The 18,564-nt window shown below is 44.8% G+C and carries 19 protein-coding genes; 7 read left to right on the top strand and 12 right to left on the bottom strand.

Annotated features, from left to right (window positions below; translation table 11 throughout):
- Together ACN0VA_RS09440 and ACN0VA_RS09435 are read right to left on the bottom strand one after the other, a co-directional pair.
- Positions 1-1,314: a YeaH/YhbH family protein gene (locus ACN0VA_RS09440; RefSeq protein WP_417820905.1), complete on the bottom strand. Its 1,314-nt coding sequence runs from the start codon at positions 1,312-1,314 to the stop codon at positions 1-3.
- A 5-nt stretch (positions 1,315-1,319) separates the two neighbouring features.
- Positions 1,320-3,254, bottom strand: a complete 1,935-nt coding sequence (locus tag ACN0VA_RS09435; protein ID WP_417820904.1) for a PrkA family serine protein kinase — start codon at positions 3,252-3,254, stop codon at positions 1,320-1,322.
- A 249-nt stretch (positions 3,255-3,503) separates the two neighbouring features.
- Between ACN0VA_RS09435 and ACN0VA_RS09430 the strand changes: the two genes are divergently transcribed.
- Genes ACN0VA_RS09430 through ACN0VA_RS09410 form a run of 5 tightly spaced genes read left to right on the top strand, consistent with a single transcriptional unit; the run spans position 3,504 to position 6,815 of the window.
- A complete protein-coding gene (locus ACN0VA_RS09430) occupies positions 3,504-4,178 on the top strand; it encodes a c-type cytochrome (protein WP_417820903.1) in 675 nt (224 codons plus the stop codon).
- An 11-nt stretch (positions 4,179-4,189) separates the two neighbouring features.
- Positions 4,190-4,762 (top strand): SCO family protein, encoded by a 573-nt coding sequence (locus ACN0VA_RS09425; RefSeq protein WP_417820902.1) that lies wholly within the window; start codon positions 4,190-4,192, stop codon positions 4,760-4,762.
- On the top strand, positions 4,759-5,475 hold the full coding sequence (gene ubiE, locus ACN0VA_RS09420; RefSeq protein ID WP_417820901.1) for a bifunctional demethylmenaquinone methyltransferase/2-methoxy-6-polyprenyl-1,4-benzoquinol methylase UbiE: 717 nt from the start codon (positions 4,759-4,761) through the stop codon (positions 5,473-5,475). Before ACN0VA_RS09425 ends, ubiE begins: the two co-directional genes overlap by 4 nt.
- A gap of 21 nt (positions 5,476-5,496) precedes the next feature.
- Positions 5,497-6,372: a bile acid:sodium symporter family protein gene (locus tag ACN0VA_RS09415; RefSeq protein WP_417820900.1), complete on the top strand. Its 876-nt coding sequence runs from the start codon at positions 5,497-5,499 to the stop codon at positions 6,370-6,372.
- Positions 6,369-6,815, top strand: a complete 447-nt coding sequence (locus ACN0VA_RS09410) for an SRPBCC family protein (RefSeq protein ID WP_417820899.1) — start codon at positions 6,369-6,371, stop codon at positions 6,813-6,815. The genes ACN0VA_RS09415 and ACN0VA_RS09410 overlap by 4 nt, the downstream gene beginning before the upstream one ends.
- On the opposite strand, the gene ACN0VA_RS09405 is transcribed toward ACN0VA_RS09410, so the two are convergent.
- The 10 genes from ACN0VA_RS09405 to nosZ form a co-directional block, all read right to left on the bottom strand.
- On the bottom strand, positions 6,793-7,620 hold the full coding sequence (locus ACN0VA_RS09405) for an ABC transporter permease (protein ID WP_417820898.1): 828 nt from the start codon (positions 7,618-7,620) through the stop codon (positions 6,793-6,795). The two genes, ACN0VA_RS09410 and ACN0VA_RS09405, sit on opposite strands and share 23 nt — an antisense overlap.
- Before the next feature lie 14 nt (positions 7,621-7,634).
- Positions 7,635-8,111: a nitrous oxide reductase accessory protein NosL gene (locus ACN0VA_RS09400; RefSeq protein ID WP_417820897.1), complete on the bottom strand. Its 477-nt coding sequence runs from the start codon at positions 8,109-8,111 to the stop codon at positions 7,635-7,637.
- 5 nt (positions 8,112-8,116) lie between these two features.
- Positions 8,117-8,983, bottom strand: coding sequence for an ABC transporter ATP-binding protein (locus ACN0VA_RS09395; RefSeq protein ID WP_417820896.1), 867 nt, complete (start codon positions 8,981-8,983; stop codon positions 8,117-8,119).
- 1 nt (position 8,984) lies between these two features.
- Positions 8,985-9,962, bottom strand: coding sequence for a NapH/MauN family ferredoxin-type protein (locus ACN0VA_RS09390; RefSeq protein WP_417820895.1), 978 nt, complete (start codon positions 9,960-9,962; stop codon positions 8,985-8,987).
- A complete protein-coding gene (locus tag ACN0VA_RS09385; protein WP_417820894.1) occupies positions 9,959-10,705 on the bottom strand; it encodes a 4Fe-4S dicluster domain-containing protein in 747 nt (248 codons plus the stop codon). The genes ACN0VA_RS09390 and ACN0VA_RS09385 overlap by 4 nt, the downstream gene beginning before the upstream one ends.
- A complete protein-coding gene (nosD, locus tag ACN0VA_RS09380) occupies positions 10,702-12,036 on the bottom strand; it encodes a nitrous oxide reductase family maturation protein NosD (RefSeq protein WP_417820893.1) in 1,335 nt (444 codons plus the stop codon). The genes ACN0VA_RS09385 and nosD overlap by 4 nt, the downstream gene beginning before the upstream one ends.
- Before the next feature lie 21 nt (positions 12,037-12,057).
- Positions 12,058-13,344, bottom strand: coding sequence for a hypothetical protein (locus tag ACN0VA_RS09375; protein ID WP_417820892.1), 1,287 nt, complete (start codon positions 13,342-13,344; stop codon positions 12,058-12,060).
- 109 nt (positions 13,345-13,453) lie between these two features.
- The gene (locus ACN0VA_RS09370; protein WP_417820891.1) at positions 13,454-14,158 is read right to left on the bottom strand and encodes a c-type cytochrome; all 705 of its coding nucleotides are present in this window, start codon (positions 14,156-14,158) and stop codon (positions 13,454-13,456) included.
- Between the two features lie 24 nt (positions 14,159-14,182).
- On the bottom strand, positions 14,183-14,905 hold the full coding sequence (locus ACN0VA_RS09365; protein WP_417820890.1) for a c-type cytochrome: 723 nt from the start codon (positions 14,903-14,905) through the stop codon (positions 14,183-14,185).
- A 76-nt stretch (positions 14,906-14,981) separates the two neighbouring features.
- A complete protein-coding gene (gene nosZ / locus ACN0VA_RS09360) occupies positions 14,982-17,279 on the bottom strand; it encodes a Sec-dependent nitrous-oxide reductase (RefSeq protein ID WP_417820889.1) in 2,298 nt (765 codons plus the stop codon).
- 421 nt (positions 17,280-17,700) lie between these two features.
- On the opposite strand from nosZ, the gene ACN0VA_RS09355 reads away from it, so the two are divergent.
- Both ACN0VA_RS09355 and ACN0VA_RS09350 read left to right on the top strand, forming a co-directional pair.
- Positions 17,701-17,892, top strand: a complete 192-nt coding sequence (locus ACN0VA_RS09355; protein WP_417820888.1) for a (2Fe-2S)-binding protein — start codon at positions 17,701-17,703, stop codon at positions 17,890-17,892.
- A 128-nt stretch (positions 17,893-18,020) separates the two neighbouring features.
- Positions 18,021-18,515, top strand: a complete 495-nt coding sequence (locus ACN0VA_RS09350) for a MarR family winged helix-turn-helix transcriptional regulator (protein ID WP_417820887.1) — start codon at positions 18,021-18,023, stop codon at positions 18,513-18,515.
- The last annotated feature ends 49 nt before the right edge of the window (positions 18,516-18,564 follow it).

The raw sequence follows: 18,564 nt of genomic DNA, 5'->3' as shown, positions 1-18,564 counted from the left end.
TCAGGCCCCCTTCAGGTCTTTGGCAAACAGTTCCCTAAAGACCCCGTAAATATCACCAGGTTGAGAGATTTTCCCCATTTTGAAAAGCGGCCAACCATCACGAACTTGACGATAGGCTTTCCATAAATCTGAACCGCCTTCCCCGTTACGAACAATTTCCATTTCCTGAACATCGACCACTTCGATATAGGTGTAATATTGAACAACCGGCAAAATATCGTTGTTCAACAATGAAATACATGTTCCTGAATCACCTGTTGTATTGTCACCATCGGAAACTTGCGCCCCGTAAATATTCCAAATATCTGTTGGATAACGATCTCGTTGAATTTTCTTCATTTCTTCCAATGCACGACTAACAACAGTTCCGCCGCTTTCTCGCCCATAAAAGAAGGTTTCCTCATCCACTTCTTGCGCAATATGTGTATGACGGATAAAGACAATCTCGGTATATTCGTAACGCCGATCCAAAAATAAATGTAGAAGCAGGAAAAAACGTTTCGCGAGATCTTTCTCTCGCTCCCCCATAGAACCCGAAACATCCATGAGACAAAACATAACGGCCTTTGAATTGGGTTGAGGAACTTTTTCGAATGCATGATACCGCACGTCAATGGGATCAATAAAACCGACGACCTGACGTTTCCGTTCTTTCTTAATCAACAGACTTTTTAATTCTTCGAGCCGTTCTTTTTGCTTCACACCAAGCCGAGACTTGGCTTCCAGTTCCGCAATTTCGTCTTCGATCTCATCCATTTCAGCTTTTTTCGGACGTTTCAGGGCTGTGCGGCGCGCTAAGGACTGGCGCATCGTACGAACAAGCGTAATATTCGATGTCGTCCCCGACGTTCGATATCCTGCGTGTTTGGTCTGAAAATTCCGTACATCTGTAAGAGATTTTTTGACGAGATCAGGTAATTCTAAATCTTCGAAAAATAAATCAAGGAATTCATCCCTTGTCAGAGTAAAGCTGAAATCATCTTGGCCTTCGCCATCATCTGAACCTTGCTTACCCCGTCCCCCAGCACCACCGCCTTCAGGACGTTTTATTTTATCACCCGGCATAAAGTCTTTATTACCGGGAAAAACCCGGTTTTTTGAACCTGTTCGACCATCATTTAAAAATTTAGGTTCTTCAATCCCTTTGGTCGGAATAGTGATCTTTTCACCCGTCGCCAAATCTTTAATGCTGCGATCTTTCAAAGATTTATTAACAACTTCCTTAATGCGGGCACGTGCCCGTTTCACAAAGCGTTGTCGATTGCCCAGGCTTTTGCCTTTCGGGTTTTCACGTCTATCAACGAAGTAACGCATCGCACTTACCCCGCTTTGTTAACGCGCATATACCATTCTACAAGTCGTCTGACCTGACGTTCGGAATATCCGTGTTCTTTCATCCTTTCGACAAACTCGCCATGTTTTGCTTCGGTTTCCCCATCTTTTTTGGTGCCAAAACTGATCACAGGAAGTAAATCTTCAACCTGATTGAACATATGTTTTTCAATCACATCACGCAATTTTTCATAAGAGGTCCAAAGCGGGTTCTTACCTTTATTGTTTGCCCTTGCGCGCAAAACAAACTTTACGACCTCATTTCGGAAATCTTTTGGATTGGCAATGCCTGCCGGTTTTTCAATTTTGGAAAGCTCGCCATCCAAAATATCACGAGAGAACATCTGCCCCGTATCCGGATCTTTGAAATCCTGTTCTTCAATCCACGCATCCGCATAGGCGATATAGCGATCAAACAGGTTTTGACCATATTCTGAATAAGATTCCAGATAGGCCCGTTGAATTTCATTACCGATAAACTCGGCATAACGCGGCCCCAGTTCGGATTTAATAAAGTTTAGATATTCTTCTTCTTTCTCTTTGGTAAACTGCTCGCGTTTAATTGCCATTTCCAATACGTACATCAAATGTACCGGATCAGCAGCAATTTCAGCCGTATCGTAATTGAATGTCTGGGAAAGTACTTTAAAGGCAAAACGAGTCGAAATACCGTTCATTCCTTCATCAACCCCGGCCATATCCCGATATTCCTGTACCGAGCGCGCTTTGGGGTCTGTATCTTTCAGGTTTTCGCCATCATACACACGCATTTTTGAAAACAGGTTAGAATTATCATGCGGTTTCAAGCGCGTCAGAACTGAGAACTGAGCCATTAATCGTAAAGTTTCCGGCGCACACGTCGCCGTGGACAACTGCGAATTTTTTAAAAGTTTCTTATAAATTTTGGTTTCTTCGCTCACCCGCAAACAATATGGCACCTTCACAATACAAATTCGGTCTAAAAAAGCCTCGTTATTTTTATTGTTCTTGAATTGTACCCACTCACTTTCATTAGAATGGGCTAGAATAATGCCCTGATAAGGAAAAGCACCGAAACTTTCTGTCCCCAGATAGTTTTCTTCCTGCGTTGCTGTCAATAATGGGTGTAACACCTTGATCGGTGCCTTAAACATTTCAACAAATTCCATAATCCCTTGTGTTGTCCGATTTAGCCCACCGGAAAAACTATATGCATCGGGGTCATGTTGGCTAAAATGTTCAAGTTGGCGAATATCGACTTTGCCAACCAATGTTGAAATGTCCTGATTATTTTCATCACCGGGTTCAACCTTGGCGACACAGCGTTGATGCAGTTTGGACGGCATCATTCTGACAACCGTAAACTGGGAAATATCCCCATCAAATTCTTGCAGGCGTTTCGCCGCCCAAGGGGACATCAAACCGTTTAAACGACGTCGAGCGATATTATATTTATCTTCAAACAAATCCGCAAACTTGGTCGGGTTAAACAACCCGAGGGGTGATTCAAAAACCGGACTGACTTGCTCCCCTGCCTTCAGTACGTAAATCGGAAATTCTTCCATCAATGCTTTCAATCGTTCTGCGATTGAAGATTTCCCGCCACCAACAGGACCAAGCAGGTATAGCACCTGTTTCTTTTCTTCCAAGCCTTGTGCGGCATAATTGAAATAACCAGCAATGCGCTCAATGGTTTCTTCCATCCCATAAAAATCTTTAAAAGAGGGATAAACCTTGATCGTTCTATTTTGATAGATACGCCCTAGGACCGGATCGGAGTTGGTATCGATCAATTCTGGTTCCCCAATCGCCATAACCATACGCTCGGCTGCTGAGGCATACATCATTGGGTCGTCACGACAGCCCAACAGGTATTCCTGCAGAGACAGCTCTTCCTGACGTTCCTTCGCATACATTTCGGAATATAAGTCGAAGACTTCCATGACACGTTCCTTTTTTCTCGGCGCGAACCGTTTTTAGGAATGTCCGTCAACACGCTTCGCACGTCTTAGTTATTGAATTCATATCCTACTATTGAGGTGGGGATTGGATTTATCGTTTCAATGCATGCAATTATAAAAAAAGAAAAAAATGACGTTTTAGGACAGGCGAATTTTGATTAAGATCAATGCTGCATTCCCTAATCTAGGACAGAAATATGAGAAGATTGTCAGATAAGCAGGCAAATGATTATGTTGCATAAATTTTGGCATTTCAGCGTGGTCATGCTGGGATTATATCCACTTGGCGTATATGCTGATGTCGCACATGATAAAACAGCAACATATGACGTTGAAAATGCAGAAGATATCAATGAATTATGCGCTGGCTGTCATGGACGTAAAGGACAAGGTGGAAAAGACGGTATTTACCCACGGCTCGCGGGCCTGACACCGCAATATATGACCCGCCAGATTGAATCCTTTAAATCACGCGAACGCGTCAACCTGCCCATGTTGCCATACGCTAACGACCGGGAACTCTCTCAACAGGATGTGCATGACATCACCCATTATCTTGCGGCAATAGACCTCCCGACCCGGCTTCCACCGTCCTCCGAAGTGATTGACGGATTGGAACGTTTACGCCAAAGCAAAAGCATCGTACAAATCGGGCGCTACCCGGGCAATATTAATCAAGGGGAGCGAATGTACATGGAAGCCTGCCGTGTTTGCCATCAAAGAGACGGGTTTGGACGTACCGACAAACCACGCCTGCGTGGACAGTACACACAATACTTAAAAAAGCAGATGCACGATTTCAAAAAAGGGACGCGTCAACATGTAGACTGGGAAGTCAAATTCGCAGACCTTTCTGACAATGATATTAACAACATTCTCGCCTTCCTTTCCATTCTGGATGATTAACGGAGTACATAATGAAAAAAATACTGGCGCTTATCCTCGCACTCTCAGCCTTCGCTACAAGCGCTGATGCAGAAGATACAATTGGGGGACGTTGGCTTTTGAACAACCACTTCAATGAAGTTGTCACAGATCAACATTTCACGGGCAAATTCCGTCTCATCTTTTTTGGTTATACTTTCTGCCCCGATGTTTGTCCGACATCTTTATCCAATGTGGCAGATGCCATGGATATCCTTGAAAAAACAGAAGGCTTTAAGGAAGAAATCCAACCCTTATTCATTTCCGTCGATCCCAAACGCGACACACCAACCGTCTTGCGCGAATATGTCAAAAACTTTCATCCGAAAATCATTGGTTTAACCGGCCCTGAAGCTATGATCAAACGCACGGCCGACCTGTTCAAAGTCAAGTATAGCATTGCACCGGAAAGCAAGGGAAAAGAAGATGAATTTTACCTGATCGATCACAGTGCAGGTCTTTATTTTATGAGCCCGACGGGTATTTTCATTACTAAATTTGCGCATGGGATTTCTGGTGAAGAAATTGCCAAACGTATTCTGGAAATTCTGGAAGCAAATCAGTGACCAACACACCTTCAACAAGCTTTACCCAAGGCACAGAACAACAAGACAAGCATCGTAAAGAAGTACGCGATATGTTCGATATCGTCGCGCCACGCTACGATATCATGAATGATGTTATGAGCATGGGGATACATCGCCTGTGGAAACATTCCTGCGTCTCTATGCTCGCGCCAAAATACGGGGAAACCATTGTTGATTTGGCGGGCGGTACAGGGGATTTGGCAGCTGCATTTACCAAATACGGGGCACGATCGATTGTTTGCGATCCTTGCGTTGGTATGATGTCTGCCAGCAAGCAAAAAACGCACCCTATTCAATGGGTGGCAGCTTATGGGGAAACGCTACCATTTGCCGACAATAGCATAGATGCTCTTTCCATCGCCTTTGGTTTGCGCAATATGTCGGACCCACATACCGGGTTAAAAGAAATTCATCGTGTCTTAAAACCACAAGGGCGTTTTTTATGTCTGGAATTTTCAGAAGCTGCCCCTTGGCTGAAACCCCTTTATGACGCATATTCCTTACATGTTATTCCGCAGTTAGGGGCAATGATTGCCGGACAAAAAGAAGCTTATCGATATCTGATCCAGTCCATACGTGAATTTCCAAACCAGCAGGCGCTTGCTTCCATTATGGTAGATTGCGGCTTCAAAAATGTAGGCTATAAAAATTTATCATTCGGAATTGCTGCAATTCATACAGGCAATAAGTAATTTCACGAACGGAAAACCAATATGACCATACAACAGCTACTCCCACTGGGGCTTGCCTTTATTATGCTTGCTGTCGGCATTGGTCTACGTGTAGATGATTTCAAACAAATTGCGCTACGTCCCCGAGCCCTGCTTGTTGGTCTGAGCAATCAAATCGTGCTTTTACCGTTAATCGGTCTTGCCCTTGCTTTGCTTTATACGGGGCCTAAAGAGTTTGCCTTCGGTATTATGATTTTAGCGGCCTGCCCCGGCGGCATTACATCTAACCTGTTATCGGTTCTTGCTGGTGGAAACGGGGCTTTATCCGTTTCCATGACGGCCGTGACAAGCCTTGCCTCCATCATCACTGTGCCGCTCATTTTAGGGCTTTCCCAGATGATTCTGCTGGAAGGCAATAGTGAAATATATATGCCTGTTAATCAGGTTATGGCTGGTATCTTTTTAATCACAGGTTTGCCAATTTCCATTGGGATGCTTCTGAACGCAAAATACCCTTCCTTCTGTCAAAAAGCCCAACCCAAAGTCCGGGCACTCGCAACCGTGATTTTTGCACTTATTGTTGCCGGTGCCTTTATCGCCAACAAGGACAATATTGCGCAGCATTTTCTTGATATTGGTCTCTTTATGGTTTTGTTGAATATTGTCACAATGTCTTTGGGCTTTTACAGCGCACGTACATGCAGTAGCCCCCCCGCAGACAGTATAACAATCAGTCTGGAATGCGGGCTACAAAATGTTGCACTCGCCATCTTTATTGCGGTTAATGTCATGGGCGATGCCAAATTGATGGTTCCGGCAATTATCTATGCCTTAACCATGAATATAAGCGCCGCTGCCCTTATCTGGTTTATCCGCCGTACATTTTCCACAACACCAACAACATCTACCTGTAAATGATTCGGGAAAAACGTAAACTTACAGCCCCTTATCCACGCTCTCTGCTGTTTCAGATTGCAGCAGACGTTGAAAACTACCCAAGCTTTCTCCCCCATTGCATTGCCGCACGTGTCAAAGATAAATCCTCTACGCACTGGCGTGTCGAAAATCTATACCGGTGGGGACCAGTCAGTTATAAATTCATCACTTTTGCACAAGTACAGCCAGAGCACAGCATTCACATCATGGCGGACCCGAAAGATCGGATAAAACTGGATGTCTTATGGAAATTTACGCCTGTAGATAATACAAAAACAGACGTTTCTTTTGAAATCGGGTTTGAAAGCCGTATCACGCTATTAGAAAAGCTCGTTCATGCCATACTCGGTGACATTGCCCAACAAACAGAACGAGCTTTCTTAAAACGTGCAGAATATCTTCTTAGGGCAAATCCCCTCGTCTAAAGACCCAAAAACCAATGCCTGCAGACAATCCCCCCAGTACAATGGGGTAAAGCACAGACCAAACCATGTATCCTGTATGGCCAAAGCTATCCAAAATCACATATGCCGACGGACCTAACAAGATTAACTCAGGATCAAACAGCATCATAGAAGCAGTTCTAAATGTTTGCAGCGGGTTTGCCAGTGCAATTGCAATAACGGTTTCCGGTGGGGCATGTGCTTTGATAATTGAGCCTAGCAAAATCAAATCAAGGAACAGCAACATCAACAACCATGTCAAAAACGCAACCGCTTGCGATACATCTGTTGAACGGGCCAGACTCGATGTCATAAAGCCAATACCCAGAAAACAGGCAGAAACCGATATTATCAATAATGTGTAGTAAATAAAATGGAACCACGGGATATCAAGCCCTGAAATCAGTCCGTATAGGACAGATCCAAACATTGCGACAAAGACAGGTAAAAAGACAACGATAAAGCGCCCAAGAAATTTACCCCAATACCATCCCCCCAAGGTCACAGGCAAAGCAAGCAGGTATTCAAACACACCGGCTTCGCGATCACCAGCCAAAGAGCGCACTGTCGAAAGGAGTACAAAAATCGGCAAAATCGCCATCGTAATTTGGATAAATGTAACCAACAGTCGTGACAACCCCGTAATCCCCATAATGCGGGATTCCGTCACACCAAAAACCAGCAGCCCGACAACCAGACCGCCAAAAATCAGCGCATAAAAAAAGAACCACTTGGCCCGAAGGGATTCTGAAATATCCAGCTTTGCGGTTAACCATAAACCAGCCATGCTTAGGCTCTCCGTTAATTATTGTTTGTTAAATTGGAATGTTGCGGATCAAGCGGATCGCAATTGATCGTAATTTTCTTTTTCAAAACCTTCTCCAGCATGGTTTTAAAGTCTACGCTCATCGGTCTTTCCGCTTTAAATGCTGCAAAACCATAGGCCATTGGTGATAAATACCCCGGTACGAAATATGCACTACGAGCATCCACCCATTGTGTCCCGCTGGTATAATCCATCACCCAAATTTCTGTCTCTTTATCCCCTGCCCACGGTTTGTCGTTTAACCATGTAACAGCGTCTCCGATATCATCAAATTTCCAAACCTGTTTGTTCGGGCCACCACGGACCTGAGCGACAAATTTGGGCTCGCTGATAATCATGCGGCAACGTTCACACATATCACGATCATAATGCACATCGACCGGACCTGTTTTTTCTTCGTTACAAGCCAAAAGCAGAAAAGGCAGTAAGAAAAGGCAGAGCCATTTTTTCATCTCGATTACGCCTTTCCAGCCTCATCCATATGAACAGCCTTTACCAAGCCGACATATCGGGACAAAGTTCCCAGAAAACGCAGACGATCAGGTCCGCCGACTTCGCCGACCCATTCCATTTTATCCTGACTGGTGAAATTCCATTCCGTGATCGTTTTTTCAAAGGCCTCGACATATTTTGAAATAACCACACGGCATTGTAAGCGTCCAGCAGTTCCAACAGCATCCTCAACATGGTCATTCAGCACAATACGGCCACGATCCATTTCCACAACTCGGTTCACAAGGGCAGCAACCTCTTCCAAACGGTGTGAAGATATAATCATCGATTTATCAGAACGTTCCGCCAATAAATCAAACAAGACCTGCCGTGCCGCCGGATCAAGGTTGGCTGTAGGTTCATCAAAGACCAACAAGTCACAAGGGCGACCCAACGCCATTGCAATCAATAGTTTCTGTTTTTGACCGCCCGATAATTTCATAAAGGGCTTTTTTTCAATTTCAAAAATGTCCAAACCCATTCGTGCGGCAATTTCAGAAATTTGCGTGGTATCTGTACCACAGGCTTTTGCCACATAGTTCACCAAATCATGAACTGGCATGCGTAGAGGCGGCGGAATTTGCGGCACAAATCCAATCCGCCCCAACACATCTTCACGATTTTCTCGCGGATCCATCCCGTCAAACAAGACTTCTCCATCGAAGGTATATTCACCAAGAAGACAACGAATAATCGTCGTTTTACCAGCCCCGTTAGAGCCAACCAAGGCAATACGATCACCCAATTCAATCGTAAGCGAGAGATTATCCAGTGTTTTTTGCTTCTTAAAAACCTTGGTAACATCTTTAACGTCGATCAACGTTTTAGTCATATCAAAGCATCCCATCCAACCCTTTGACCTTAAAAGTCAAAGCTTGCGTTGGACATACATCTACACACATTCCGCAACGGGTGCAATCGGCACCGACCTGAATTTTAACATCGTCGGCATATCCCATCTTGGTAATCTCCAAAACATGAGGGACAAGGCACACCTTACGGCATTCCCCTTCATGCAAACAATTTTCCAAATTATAATTGATGTGAACGGGTGAAAGTGAACCGACAAAGCCATATGTCAAACCGATCGGACAAGCATAGCGGCACCAGAAACGGCGTGAATAGAAAACTTCTACCAAGAACAGCACGCCGATCCATAACAGGGCCAAGGACGCACCATAAGTAAAGGCTCGACTTAAAATGCCAACAGGATTGATGGTTTCGAAAACTGTATACCCTGTTGCGAAGGCAAGTAAGGCGAAAATCACATACAGAACAGTACGCAAGCGGCGATCAAGCGGATGATCTTTGACCAAGCCCATTTTCACCAGTTTGAGGTGCAGCATCTCGCCAAGTTCGGAAACCAGGTGATAAGGGCACACCCACGAACAAAAGGTGCGTCCCCCCAAAGCCCACCAGAGCAAGAAGACTGTCACCGTCCCGATCACAAGGTTCACCACCATATGCTTATAAGCCAGTGTCACCTGTAGGGCCGAGTTCAAATCCGCCATATGGAAACCAACAAAGCGTGATGCCGTCAGAGCACCTTCAACCAGTTGAACGTCAAAATGATATGAAATTACAAACAGTAAATTAATAGTAATAATGGAAATCCAGCGACGAATTTTCCATTTCTTTGAAGAATGACCTGCCGCCAATTCTTCTTTAATTGCTTCACGCCGAATAGCAACCTGCTCTGCCGACTTCTTGTAGGCGTGCATTTCTTTTGCTTCCGGCGTCCAAGTTTCTTTGGCGGGACGAGTTGGTGCCAGTCCCAGCATCAACTTCAATGAGTTCAAAAGACGTTTCATGCTGACGACCCCATCGGATTAACTTCCATTTCGATACAGGCAGGTTCTACCGGACATATCATTTCGCACATACCACAGCCGACACAGGCATCTTTAATCACCGGTGTTTTACCGGGACCATTCTCCATCGGGACCAACTCAATCGCATCTTTGATGGGACATTCACGCACACAAAGATCACAGATTTCCAAATCGTAATCGAAATCTGCAACTTTGATTGGTGTCCATCGATCCACCTCGGTATATCGATGAAGCCCTTCAAAATCGGCGCCTCGCGCCTGTCCTGTAAAGCCTTTATTTTGCCGGGCAAGGCAGGCATTCGGGCGAACAAGTTTGGCTTTACCCATTTTCACTTGTTCTTTTTTATCAATATCGTGGCTCAAGGCTCCGGTTGGACAGGCCAGCACACATTGCACCGCATCACAGGAAAAATCACAGGCTTGTTCACGCGCATTTACATAAGGAGCACCAAGGCCAAAGCCATCCGTGGCATCGGCAAGCACCAAAGCCTCAACCGGACAAACCTGAACACATTGCCCACATTTGATACAGGAAGCCAGATAGTCTTTTTCTGCGATTGCACCAGGTGGGCGCAATCGTGTATCGGCATAACTGGAGACAGGAAACCATCCTGCAAGAGCCACACCCGTCACACCGGCACCGGCAACGGCAGCACGTAAAAATTCGCGTCGTGCACGTTTACTCGCCGGACTATTCGGATTACGTTTAACTTTTTTCGTCATTGATTTGTTGTCCCAATTTTTGGGTTGCTGAGACCAAAGGGATCATAGCCAGATGTACCGGCATCTTCATCGGCAATTTGGCCTGTCTTAGTATCCGTGACATATTCGAATTGTCGCTTAAAACGAGGCCTCTCGTCCTTGAGCATGGTCAAAGGTTGGGTAAAAGGCGCTAGCCTTTCCAAAAAATCGACCAATGACAACAACGGCGTTCCCAAGAAAAATGCTGTTTCAGGCACATCCATCCAAACACGATCCGCAAAAACCTGTGGCTGATAGGCTGTATCACCATACCCATCGCCATCATTGTCAAAACCTTGATAATCATCCCAATAATTACCTTCCCACACATTACGTGCAGCACTGGCAAAATTGGCGACGGAGACTTGACGGATATTGTCGCGGAAGATGTTATCTTTCAGAATGTTCCCTTTCCAATCATTCAGAAAGTTCAAACCAATCCGGTTAAAGCCAAGGGTATTACGATAAATCCGGTTTGTCGTATCTGGTTGAAAAGGCGAAACGTCCGAATAAAGGCCGGTACTGGAATACAAAATTTCATTATCTACAACATCAATATTGGAAGATTCTTTCATTCCAATACCCATGCCTGCGGCCCCGAGTGCGTGATAAATTTTATTACCACGAATAACCACATCATCACTATACATCAGGAAAATTCCGACTGTATTTTTGTGAATGTTGTTATCTTCTACCCGGTTATATTTGGCATACATGAAGTGGATGCCGTACCGCCCATTGCGAATATCATTTCGCGCAATCACATTGTTCGCGCTATACCACACAACAAAATCACGGGAGTCGGCAATTTCATTGTCAGTAATCTCATTGTCAAAGCTATACCACAGACGAACCGCATCGCCACGCAAGCCTAAAGAAAGCTTTTTAGATATCAAAAGGTTGCGTTTCACAAGGTTGTTGTTTGATTTTGAAAGATCAATTCCAAACAGACAATCTAAAATCTTGTTATCTTTAATAACATTATATTTACCACGGACATGGATACCCGCATCAACATCGTTATGTAAAGTGCCTGAATTTTGAAGCGTTAAACCACTAACGTTTGCGCCGTCTGTTTCAATTATTAATGCCGTGCCAACACCACCAGCATCAATTGTCACCTTCCCCTGTCCTTCCAGCGTTATCGGCTTGGTGATCTTAACATTTTCGTTATATACCCCCGGCGGAGGTACAAGGATGCCGCCCTCTTCGGTCTCATCAATAAGTTCCTGAAGGGTCGGTGCAGCAATGCCTGTAGCGGCCCAAAAGACCGCTACAAACATCACTACCAAAGATTTCCAGTGTTTAATCATCGCTCCTCACAATATGCGATGCTACTCACCTTCAATAATATGCTTTCTGCGCAACAACATCGCAAGCAGCATGCATACCAAAACGCCGAGCATCATGCCAAACCCGATAGACGGATATGACAATGTCGTAAATTGCGCCACCTTCCCTTGACCAAACACTGTTGGCATAAAGGGTTTCAGTGTAAAGGCGCCCATATCGTTCAGGCTATGTCCGTACCACCAAAGCCAACCGGCGTATTCAATCAAGAAGAACACAGGCAACAATGCAGGAATACCCGGAAGCAACCAATAGAACAAACTACCGTTCTTGACGGTTGCAACAACCATAAAGACCATTGCCGCAATAACACCCCAGAACACAATTGTTCCAACAGTCGTCATTGTTGCGACCAGAGGTCGGATTTCGTCTTGGTTATTGAACCAACGACCCAAACTTTTTTCATAATGCCAGAACATGACCTGTTGTAATGAACCAGTCCATTGTTCACGTGTTGCAAAGGGTTGGCGTGCCTGATCTGCTTCAAAGGAAGCTTTTAACACCTCAATATCAGCTTCTTTCCCACGATGACCTTTATTCTTAGCTTCTTCCAAAATTTCTTTAAGAGACTTCGGCTTAGCTTCTTCACTGCCTTTGTGTAGTTTTGCCAAAATACCAATCAATTCGGTTTGACCACTACGTTCAAGCGTATCATTCACTTCATCGCGTGTTGCAAGACTGCTTTCGCCGCTATCCATCAGAGACTCTTTGAGTTTTGAAATAATTGGGCTTAATTCTTCGCCCTCTTCTTCATTCCCATGTCCAAGAGAGACAACCAAAGCACTCACATATCCAGAATTCAATAACGCAATCCCGTTAGCGGTATAGAAGGACATATACATCCATACGCCGATAGCAACGAACCCGACAGACATAACAATCGTACGAATACGAGATTTAAAAATTAAGAACCCAACCAGCATGACACCCAGCATGCTGAAAAGGAATTGAGAAAAACCTTTTTCAACCACACCACCTGATGCAATCGGGTACATACCGACAAAGTGGTTAATCGCATCCATCTCGTGGACACAATCAAGTACTTCTGTTTCCATAACCTCTTTACTATTAATGGCACTACAACCATTAAAAACGCCATTGGTATGGAAATTGATACGCACCCCATCCGGGAAAGCTTCCGGTGGGTACTGCGGAGCTTCAAGCGCCACCCACCAAGTCGGTTGAAAATAGAGAACGGCGATCAGAATCAGCGCGACAATTGTCAGGCCTCTCGCAACCAATCCGCGTTTAGTTTGTTGTTCGTCATTCATTGGGCTACTGCCTTCCCTAGAATCACTTAAATATGATACTTTTCGAATTAAAATAGGTTTAAAAGAACCCGGCTAAATGGAGAAAACCGGGTTCTTAAACTTTACTGGCTTACTCGAAGTCAGGGTTTTGCCAACCCGGAGGGGCCACTTTATCCTTTGGCGGAGATAGGCGAGAAACGTAGTTGATTACTTGTGCCATATCTTCATCGCTAAATTCTGCAATTTGTTTCACCATGTCCGGGTTTGCATTCCGGCGTTTGCCATCACGGATCCATTCAAACTGACGGATGATGTATTTGTAATGCTGACCTTGGATCAAAGGATAGAATTTTTCAGGTTTACCTTCGCCGCGATCACCGTGGCAACGCACACAGTTATCAGCGTAAAGTTTCTTACCTTTTTCAAATTCAGGTGTACCTTCTTCCCACGGGCCTTTACCGTTATCCGGGTTCATCGGCAATGTAGAAATATATTTGGCAACGTCGGCCAATGCTTGTGCCCCACCAATTTCACTTTCCAGTGCGAACGGATACATTGTCGGGTTATCACGGTTGCCGGCACGAATATCAGCCAGCTGCTTAATAATAACTTCGAAATGCTGACCTGCGAGCTGCGGGAATGTACCGTCTTCAGTACCCCAACCTTCTAACAGGTGACAGGCAGAACAAACTTCATAAACTTCAATACCGTTTTCATGGTCCGGTGTCAGGTGCAATGCAGAGTCTTGCTCCCCACCACCTTCGTTCCAAGCCATTGCAGGCGATGCAATCAAGCCAGCAAGTACAGCTGACAATACGGTCTTCTTAATAGACATGGAATACTCCATTTACTTGAGGGGTTATTTCGTGCGGTCAACCTGAGACAGGTAGTCCGCGATCAGTTTAATTTCTTCATCCGTTAATTTCTTAACGAAGGAGACCATCATCTTACTTTTAGAGTTCTTCCGAACTTTTTCTTTGATGTCGGTCATTTGATTCACGATATAATCGCTTTTCTGACCTGCAACGTAAGGATAAGCCTTATTCGTCGGCTTTGTGCCTTCTTTACCATGACAGGTTTGGCATTTTTTCTTTTTGTATAGTTTTTTACCTTTTTCAAGGTCTTCAGCTGAAATCGGCTCTTTTGGTGCCTTTGGTGCCGGAGGCGCGAGTTCCGAGAGATATTCTGAAACCAGTTTAATTTCATCTGCAGAAATACGGTGCTCACCTTCTGCTGTTACCAAAGCGCCACGCATACCTTCGGTGCGCGGTTTGCCATTGGCATCCGGGCTGGCAACACGCTTTTCATTCAAAATATCTGTAATTTGCGCAACTAGATATTTTTCATTCTGACCGGCAAGATTGGGGTAATCTAAAATAGCTTTTGCACCACCTTTACCATGGCATGCCATGCAGGTTTTGCGCATATATACTTTTTGACCCGGGTGTTTCTTCTTTTTCGTCTTTTCAGCCGCAGCAACTTCAATCACCTTGTCGGCGGAAGCATGCGCAGCGGGAATAGTAAAACTTGCAGAAACCCCAAGCGCAATCAAGGCTGAAGTGGTTTTGATGAATAATTTCATAACCGTCTTCCAAATAAAAGTATTAAAGAAAATAGGAGGTGGCCGTCGCCGACCACCCCCAAAAGTCGAGGTTAAATTATTTTTTGACCTCTACAGCACCGTTCTGCTCCAGGTAAGTTTTCGCACGCAGACCAATGTCTGCAGCTTTAACCTGGTATTGGAACCATTGCTGTGCCCACAGTGTACCGTTGTGGAAATCTTTCTTCGCAGCATAATCTTCAGATTTCTTCTTCGCATCAGCAGCGAAGTTCAACTGGTCTGTTGCATCTTCTACAAGAGCGACAACCGGTGCGAAATCTTTGAAGTTACGGCTAGTGATGAAAGCAACCACACTGTCGATAACTGCTTGTGTATCGTTGTTGGTTTTAACTTGCTTGGTGTAGTCATCTTGAGTGTAAGTCTGACCTTCGTCAACTGCACCACTAGAAGCTTTCGTGCCTTTCGGACGAACCAACAGGTAGCCTTGCATCTCCAGGTGGAGAGCTGAACAGAACTCAGTACAGTAGTACGGGAATACGCCAGCACGGTCAGCCACGAATGTTGCAGAAACAGTTTTACCCGGTTCAGCAGAAAGGTTGACGTTGTACTCGTTCACAGCGAAGCCGTGAGTTTCGTCTTCCGCACGTTCCAAGTTTGTCAGGTGGAAGGAGACAGTTTGGCCTTCTTCAACTTCAACAATCTCAGGTGTGATGTGAGAACGGATCAAAGTACCGTAGACGTGAACAACACCGTTTTCTTCAACGATTTTCTCACGACCCGGACGAGCGCGATATGCAGACTTCTCGTCTTTACGGCTGTTCCAGCCAACTTTGTAACGGTTTGTCGGCTTCAGACGGTCCGCCTTAACGGCAACTGCATAGTGCGGCTCACCCAAAGGAAGCGGCATATCGTACAGCAGTTCCATTTTATCACCGGAGATGTCGATCAGCTGGTGGTTCTGCGGATGCAGCGGGCCAACAGGCTGGAAGCGGTCAATCGCCAGTTTGTTCAATGAAACGAGGTACTTACCTTGCGGCTTAACAGAATCGCCTTCCATAGTCATCAAGTGACCGATGTTGTAATGGATAGAGATTTTGTCCAGAACTTTACCTTCACAGTAGTTCCACTTGGTTACTTGGCTGTCTACGTAGATAGATGTGTAAACAACACAAGGGGTAGAGTCATACTGTGTATGAAGCGGGCCCAAACCAACAGAAACTTGAGTGTGCAAAGACTTTTGCAGGTCAAGGATCGGAATACCATACGGATCTTTCGCTGCGAAATCTTTGTTTTCGATCAGCTTGAAGATTTTTTCCATGCTGTAAACAGAAGCATGCGTATCCAGCTTACCAGAAACGATGAAGAACTTGCCGTCCGGGCTTACGTCCATACCGTGCGGAGACTTCGGTTCCGGGATAAGGAACAGAATGCCTTCTTTAACGGCTGTGTCGATTGACAGAACGTCATGTCCGTTAATCTTGTCGGCTTTACCGGCAGCAACCAGTTCAGCTGCTTTTTTCCAGTTAACCATGTGAACGAAGTCGGTATCTTTCTGAGAACAACCTGCCTCAAACGGAGGACGGCCATTTTCGATACCACCGATGTAACGTTCGGTACAGAAAGAGTTTGTGAAAGACCAACCATCAGACGGACCTTTACCGAAATCGGAAAGATCCTGGCTGTACGGCGGTAATTCAACAGAGAAAGATTTAGACTCGTCGATGCGGCCTTTCTTACGGTCAAACTTCCAGTAAGTTACAGCACCACGATATTTGTCGTTAAACTCAGACAACGGCACATAATCGTGCGTCAACGGAGTCGCATATTGTGCGGCTTCAATAACGTAGTCAGTGTTCGGGGATACAAATGCACCACCGTGTTCTGACTTCAGAATCGGGTTCACAACAATTTGTTTTGTTTCGAAATCATGTAAATCAATTACAGCAATACGTGGGTTCGCTTTATCGTTGATAAAGAGGAACTTACCATCATATTCGCCATTAGTTTCTGAAATCGCAGGGTGGTGAGTATCACCGAAAGTGATGTCTTTACCCTTGATACGACCTTGTGCAAGGACTTCTTTTGACTCGTCGTCAAAACCATAACCTTGCCACGGTTCCGGCGTAAACACACCGATATACTTCAGGATACGCATAGACGGAATGCCGTATACGATTACCTGACCACTTTGCCCACCAGAAGCAAACGCGACGAATTCATCACGACCACCAGTCGGAGTATAAGTTTTTGCAGCGGCCAAAACATCTTTCTGAGTTAAGCCACGTTCTTTCATGACTTTCTCAAGATTATCTTGTGCTGCGACCTGAGACGATGCCAAGCCCATACCAAGAGCTAAAGCAGCGAAGCCCAGAGTCTTCCCAAATTTTTGAATCATGGAGCCACCTCGATTCCATAGTTATACATGCTTGGAAAATCCAAACACACCCCCACCCAGAATGCTCATGCAAACAGGTGTATGGCAGTAAGCTACATCTCAGGCCCATGTTCTAAATTGATCTTGGTCAAAAAAAGAAAGAACGTCATTAAAATACTGTTTTTTCTTATACTTTTTAAAAGTCTAATTTTAGATACGCTGTCCTCTTCCCCTCCTCTTTTGGGTTAATTCATTCGACTCGCTCAATCCGTAATCTTTATATAAAATCTTCGCCTCAACCCCAGAAAAACAAACTACAATCTCTCTAAAAAACGTTAGAACCAGTTTCAAAACAGCCCCATTAATAATGATTATCATTAGTATTGACAATCATTATTAATTGCACCATATTCTCCCTATCCATATCAGGAGGGATTTTTAAATGTATGTCTGTGTATGTAATGGATTACGCGAAAAACAAGTCCGTAACGCGGTAAAAGGCGGTGCCGACACTGTTGGTCGCATATTTAAGGCGCATGGTTGCAAACCTGATTGCGCACAATGCATTGGCTGCATGCGCGATTTCATCGAAGAAGAAATTGCCCCCACTGACCAGCTGCTTGCAGCGGAATAATCCCCATTCTCTCCACCGTCCTCACTTTTCGCTATAGCCCTCCCCCAAGGATCCATAACAAAATCGCATAGCAGTCATGTTAAATATTCAGTTGTAATCCCCTTTGTTGTTATTGCAACATTATTCCCATGATAAACCAAAAACAAAATACGGTTCCTTTATTGCTCCACGACGTTGCCCACCAATTGCGGGTACTCATAGATGGAAAAGTTGAACCCTATAAATTAACCCGCCAAATTTGGGTTGCTCTGTCTATTTTGGAAGAAAACCCCGGAATTTCCCAAATCGAGCTTGCCGCTCGCCTCGAAATTGACCGTTCTTCAGCAGGACGTTTACTGGACAGAATGGAAAAAAGGGAACTCATCCGGCGCCATAAAGATGAACAAGACCGTCGTATCGTGCGACTGTACATTAATGAAGAGACCCGCCCTTTACTTGAAAAATTAAATACTGTCTCCCATGAAATAAAATCTGTCGCTGAAGATGGCCTGACGCAGGAAGAACATCACGACCTTGTACGCCTATTGCGCAAAGTACAAACCAACCTAAAGATGGGGTTCGGAAGTTTTTGCTGTTTTTTTGAACTGCCAGAACAAATCTATTTGATGATGAATTTACTGTAGCCCCCTGACCAAGAGTCTCAACCACTCAAGGTCCTCCTTCCCCCGTTAA

The sequence above is a fragment of the Terasakiella sp. genome (genome assembly GCF_048267425.1).
Classification (GTDB): Bacteria; Pseudomonadota; Alphaproteobacteria; order Rhodospirillales; family Terasakiellaceae; genus Terasakiella.
This window is presented reverse-complemented; position numbering and strand designations above follow the sequence as displayed.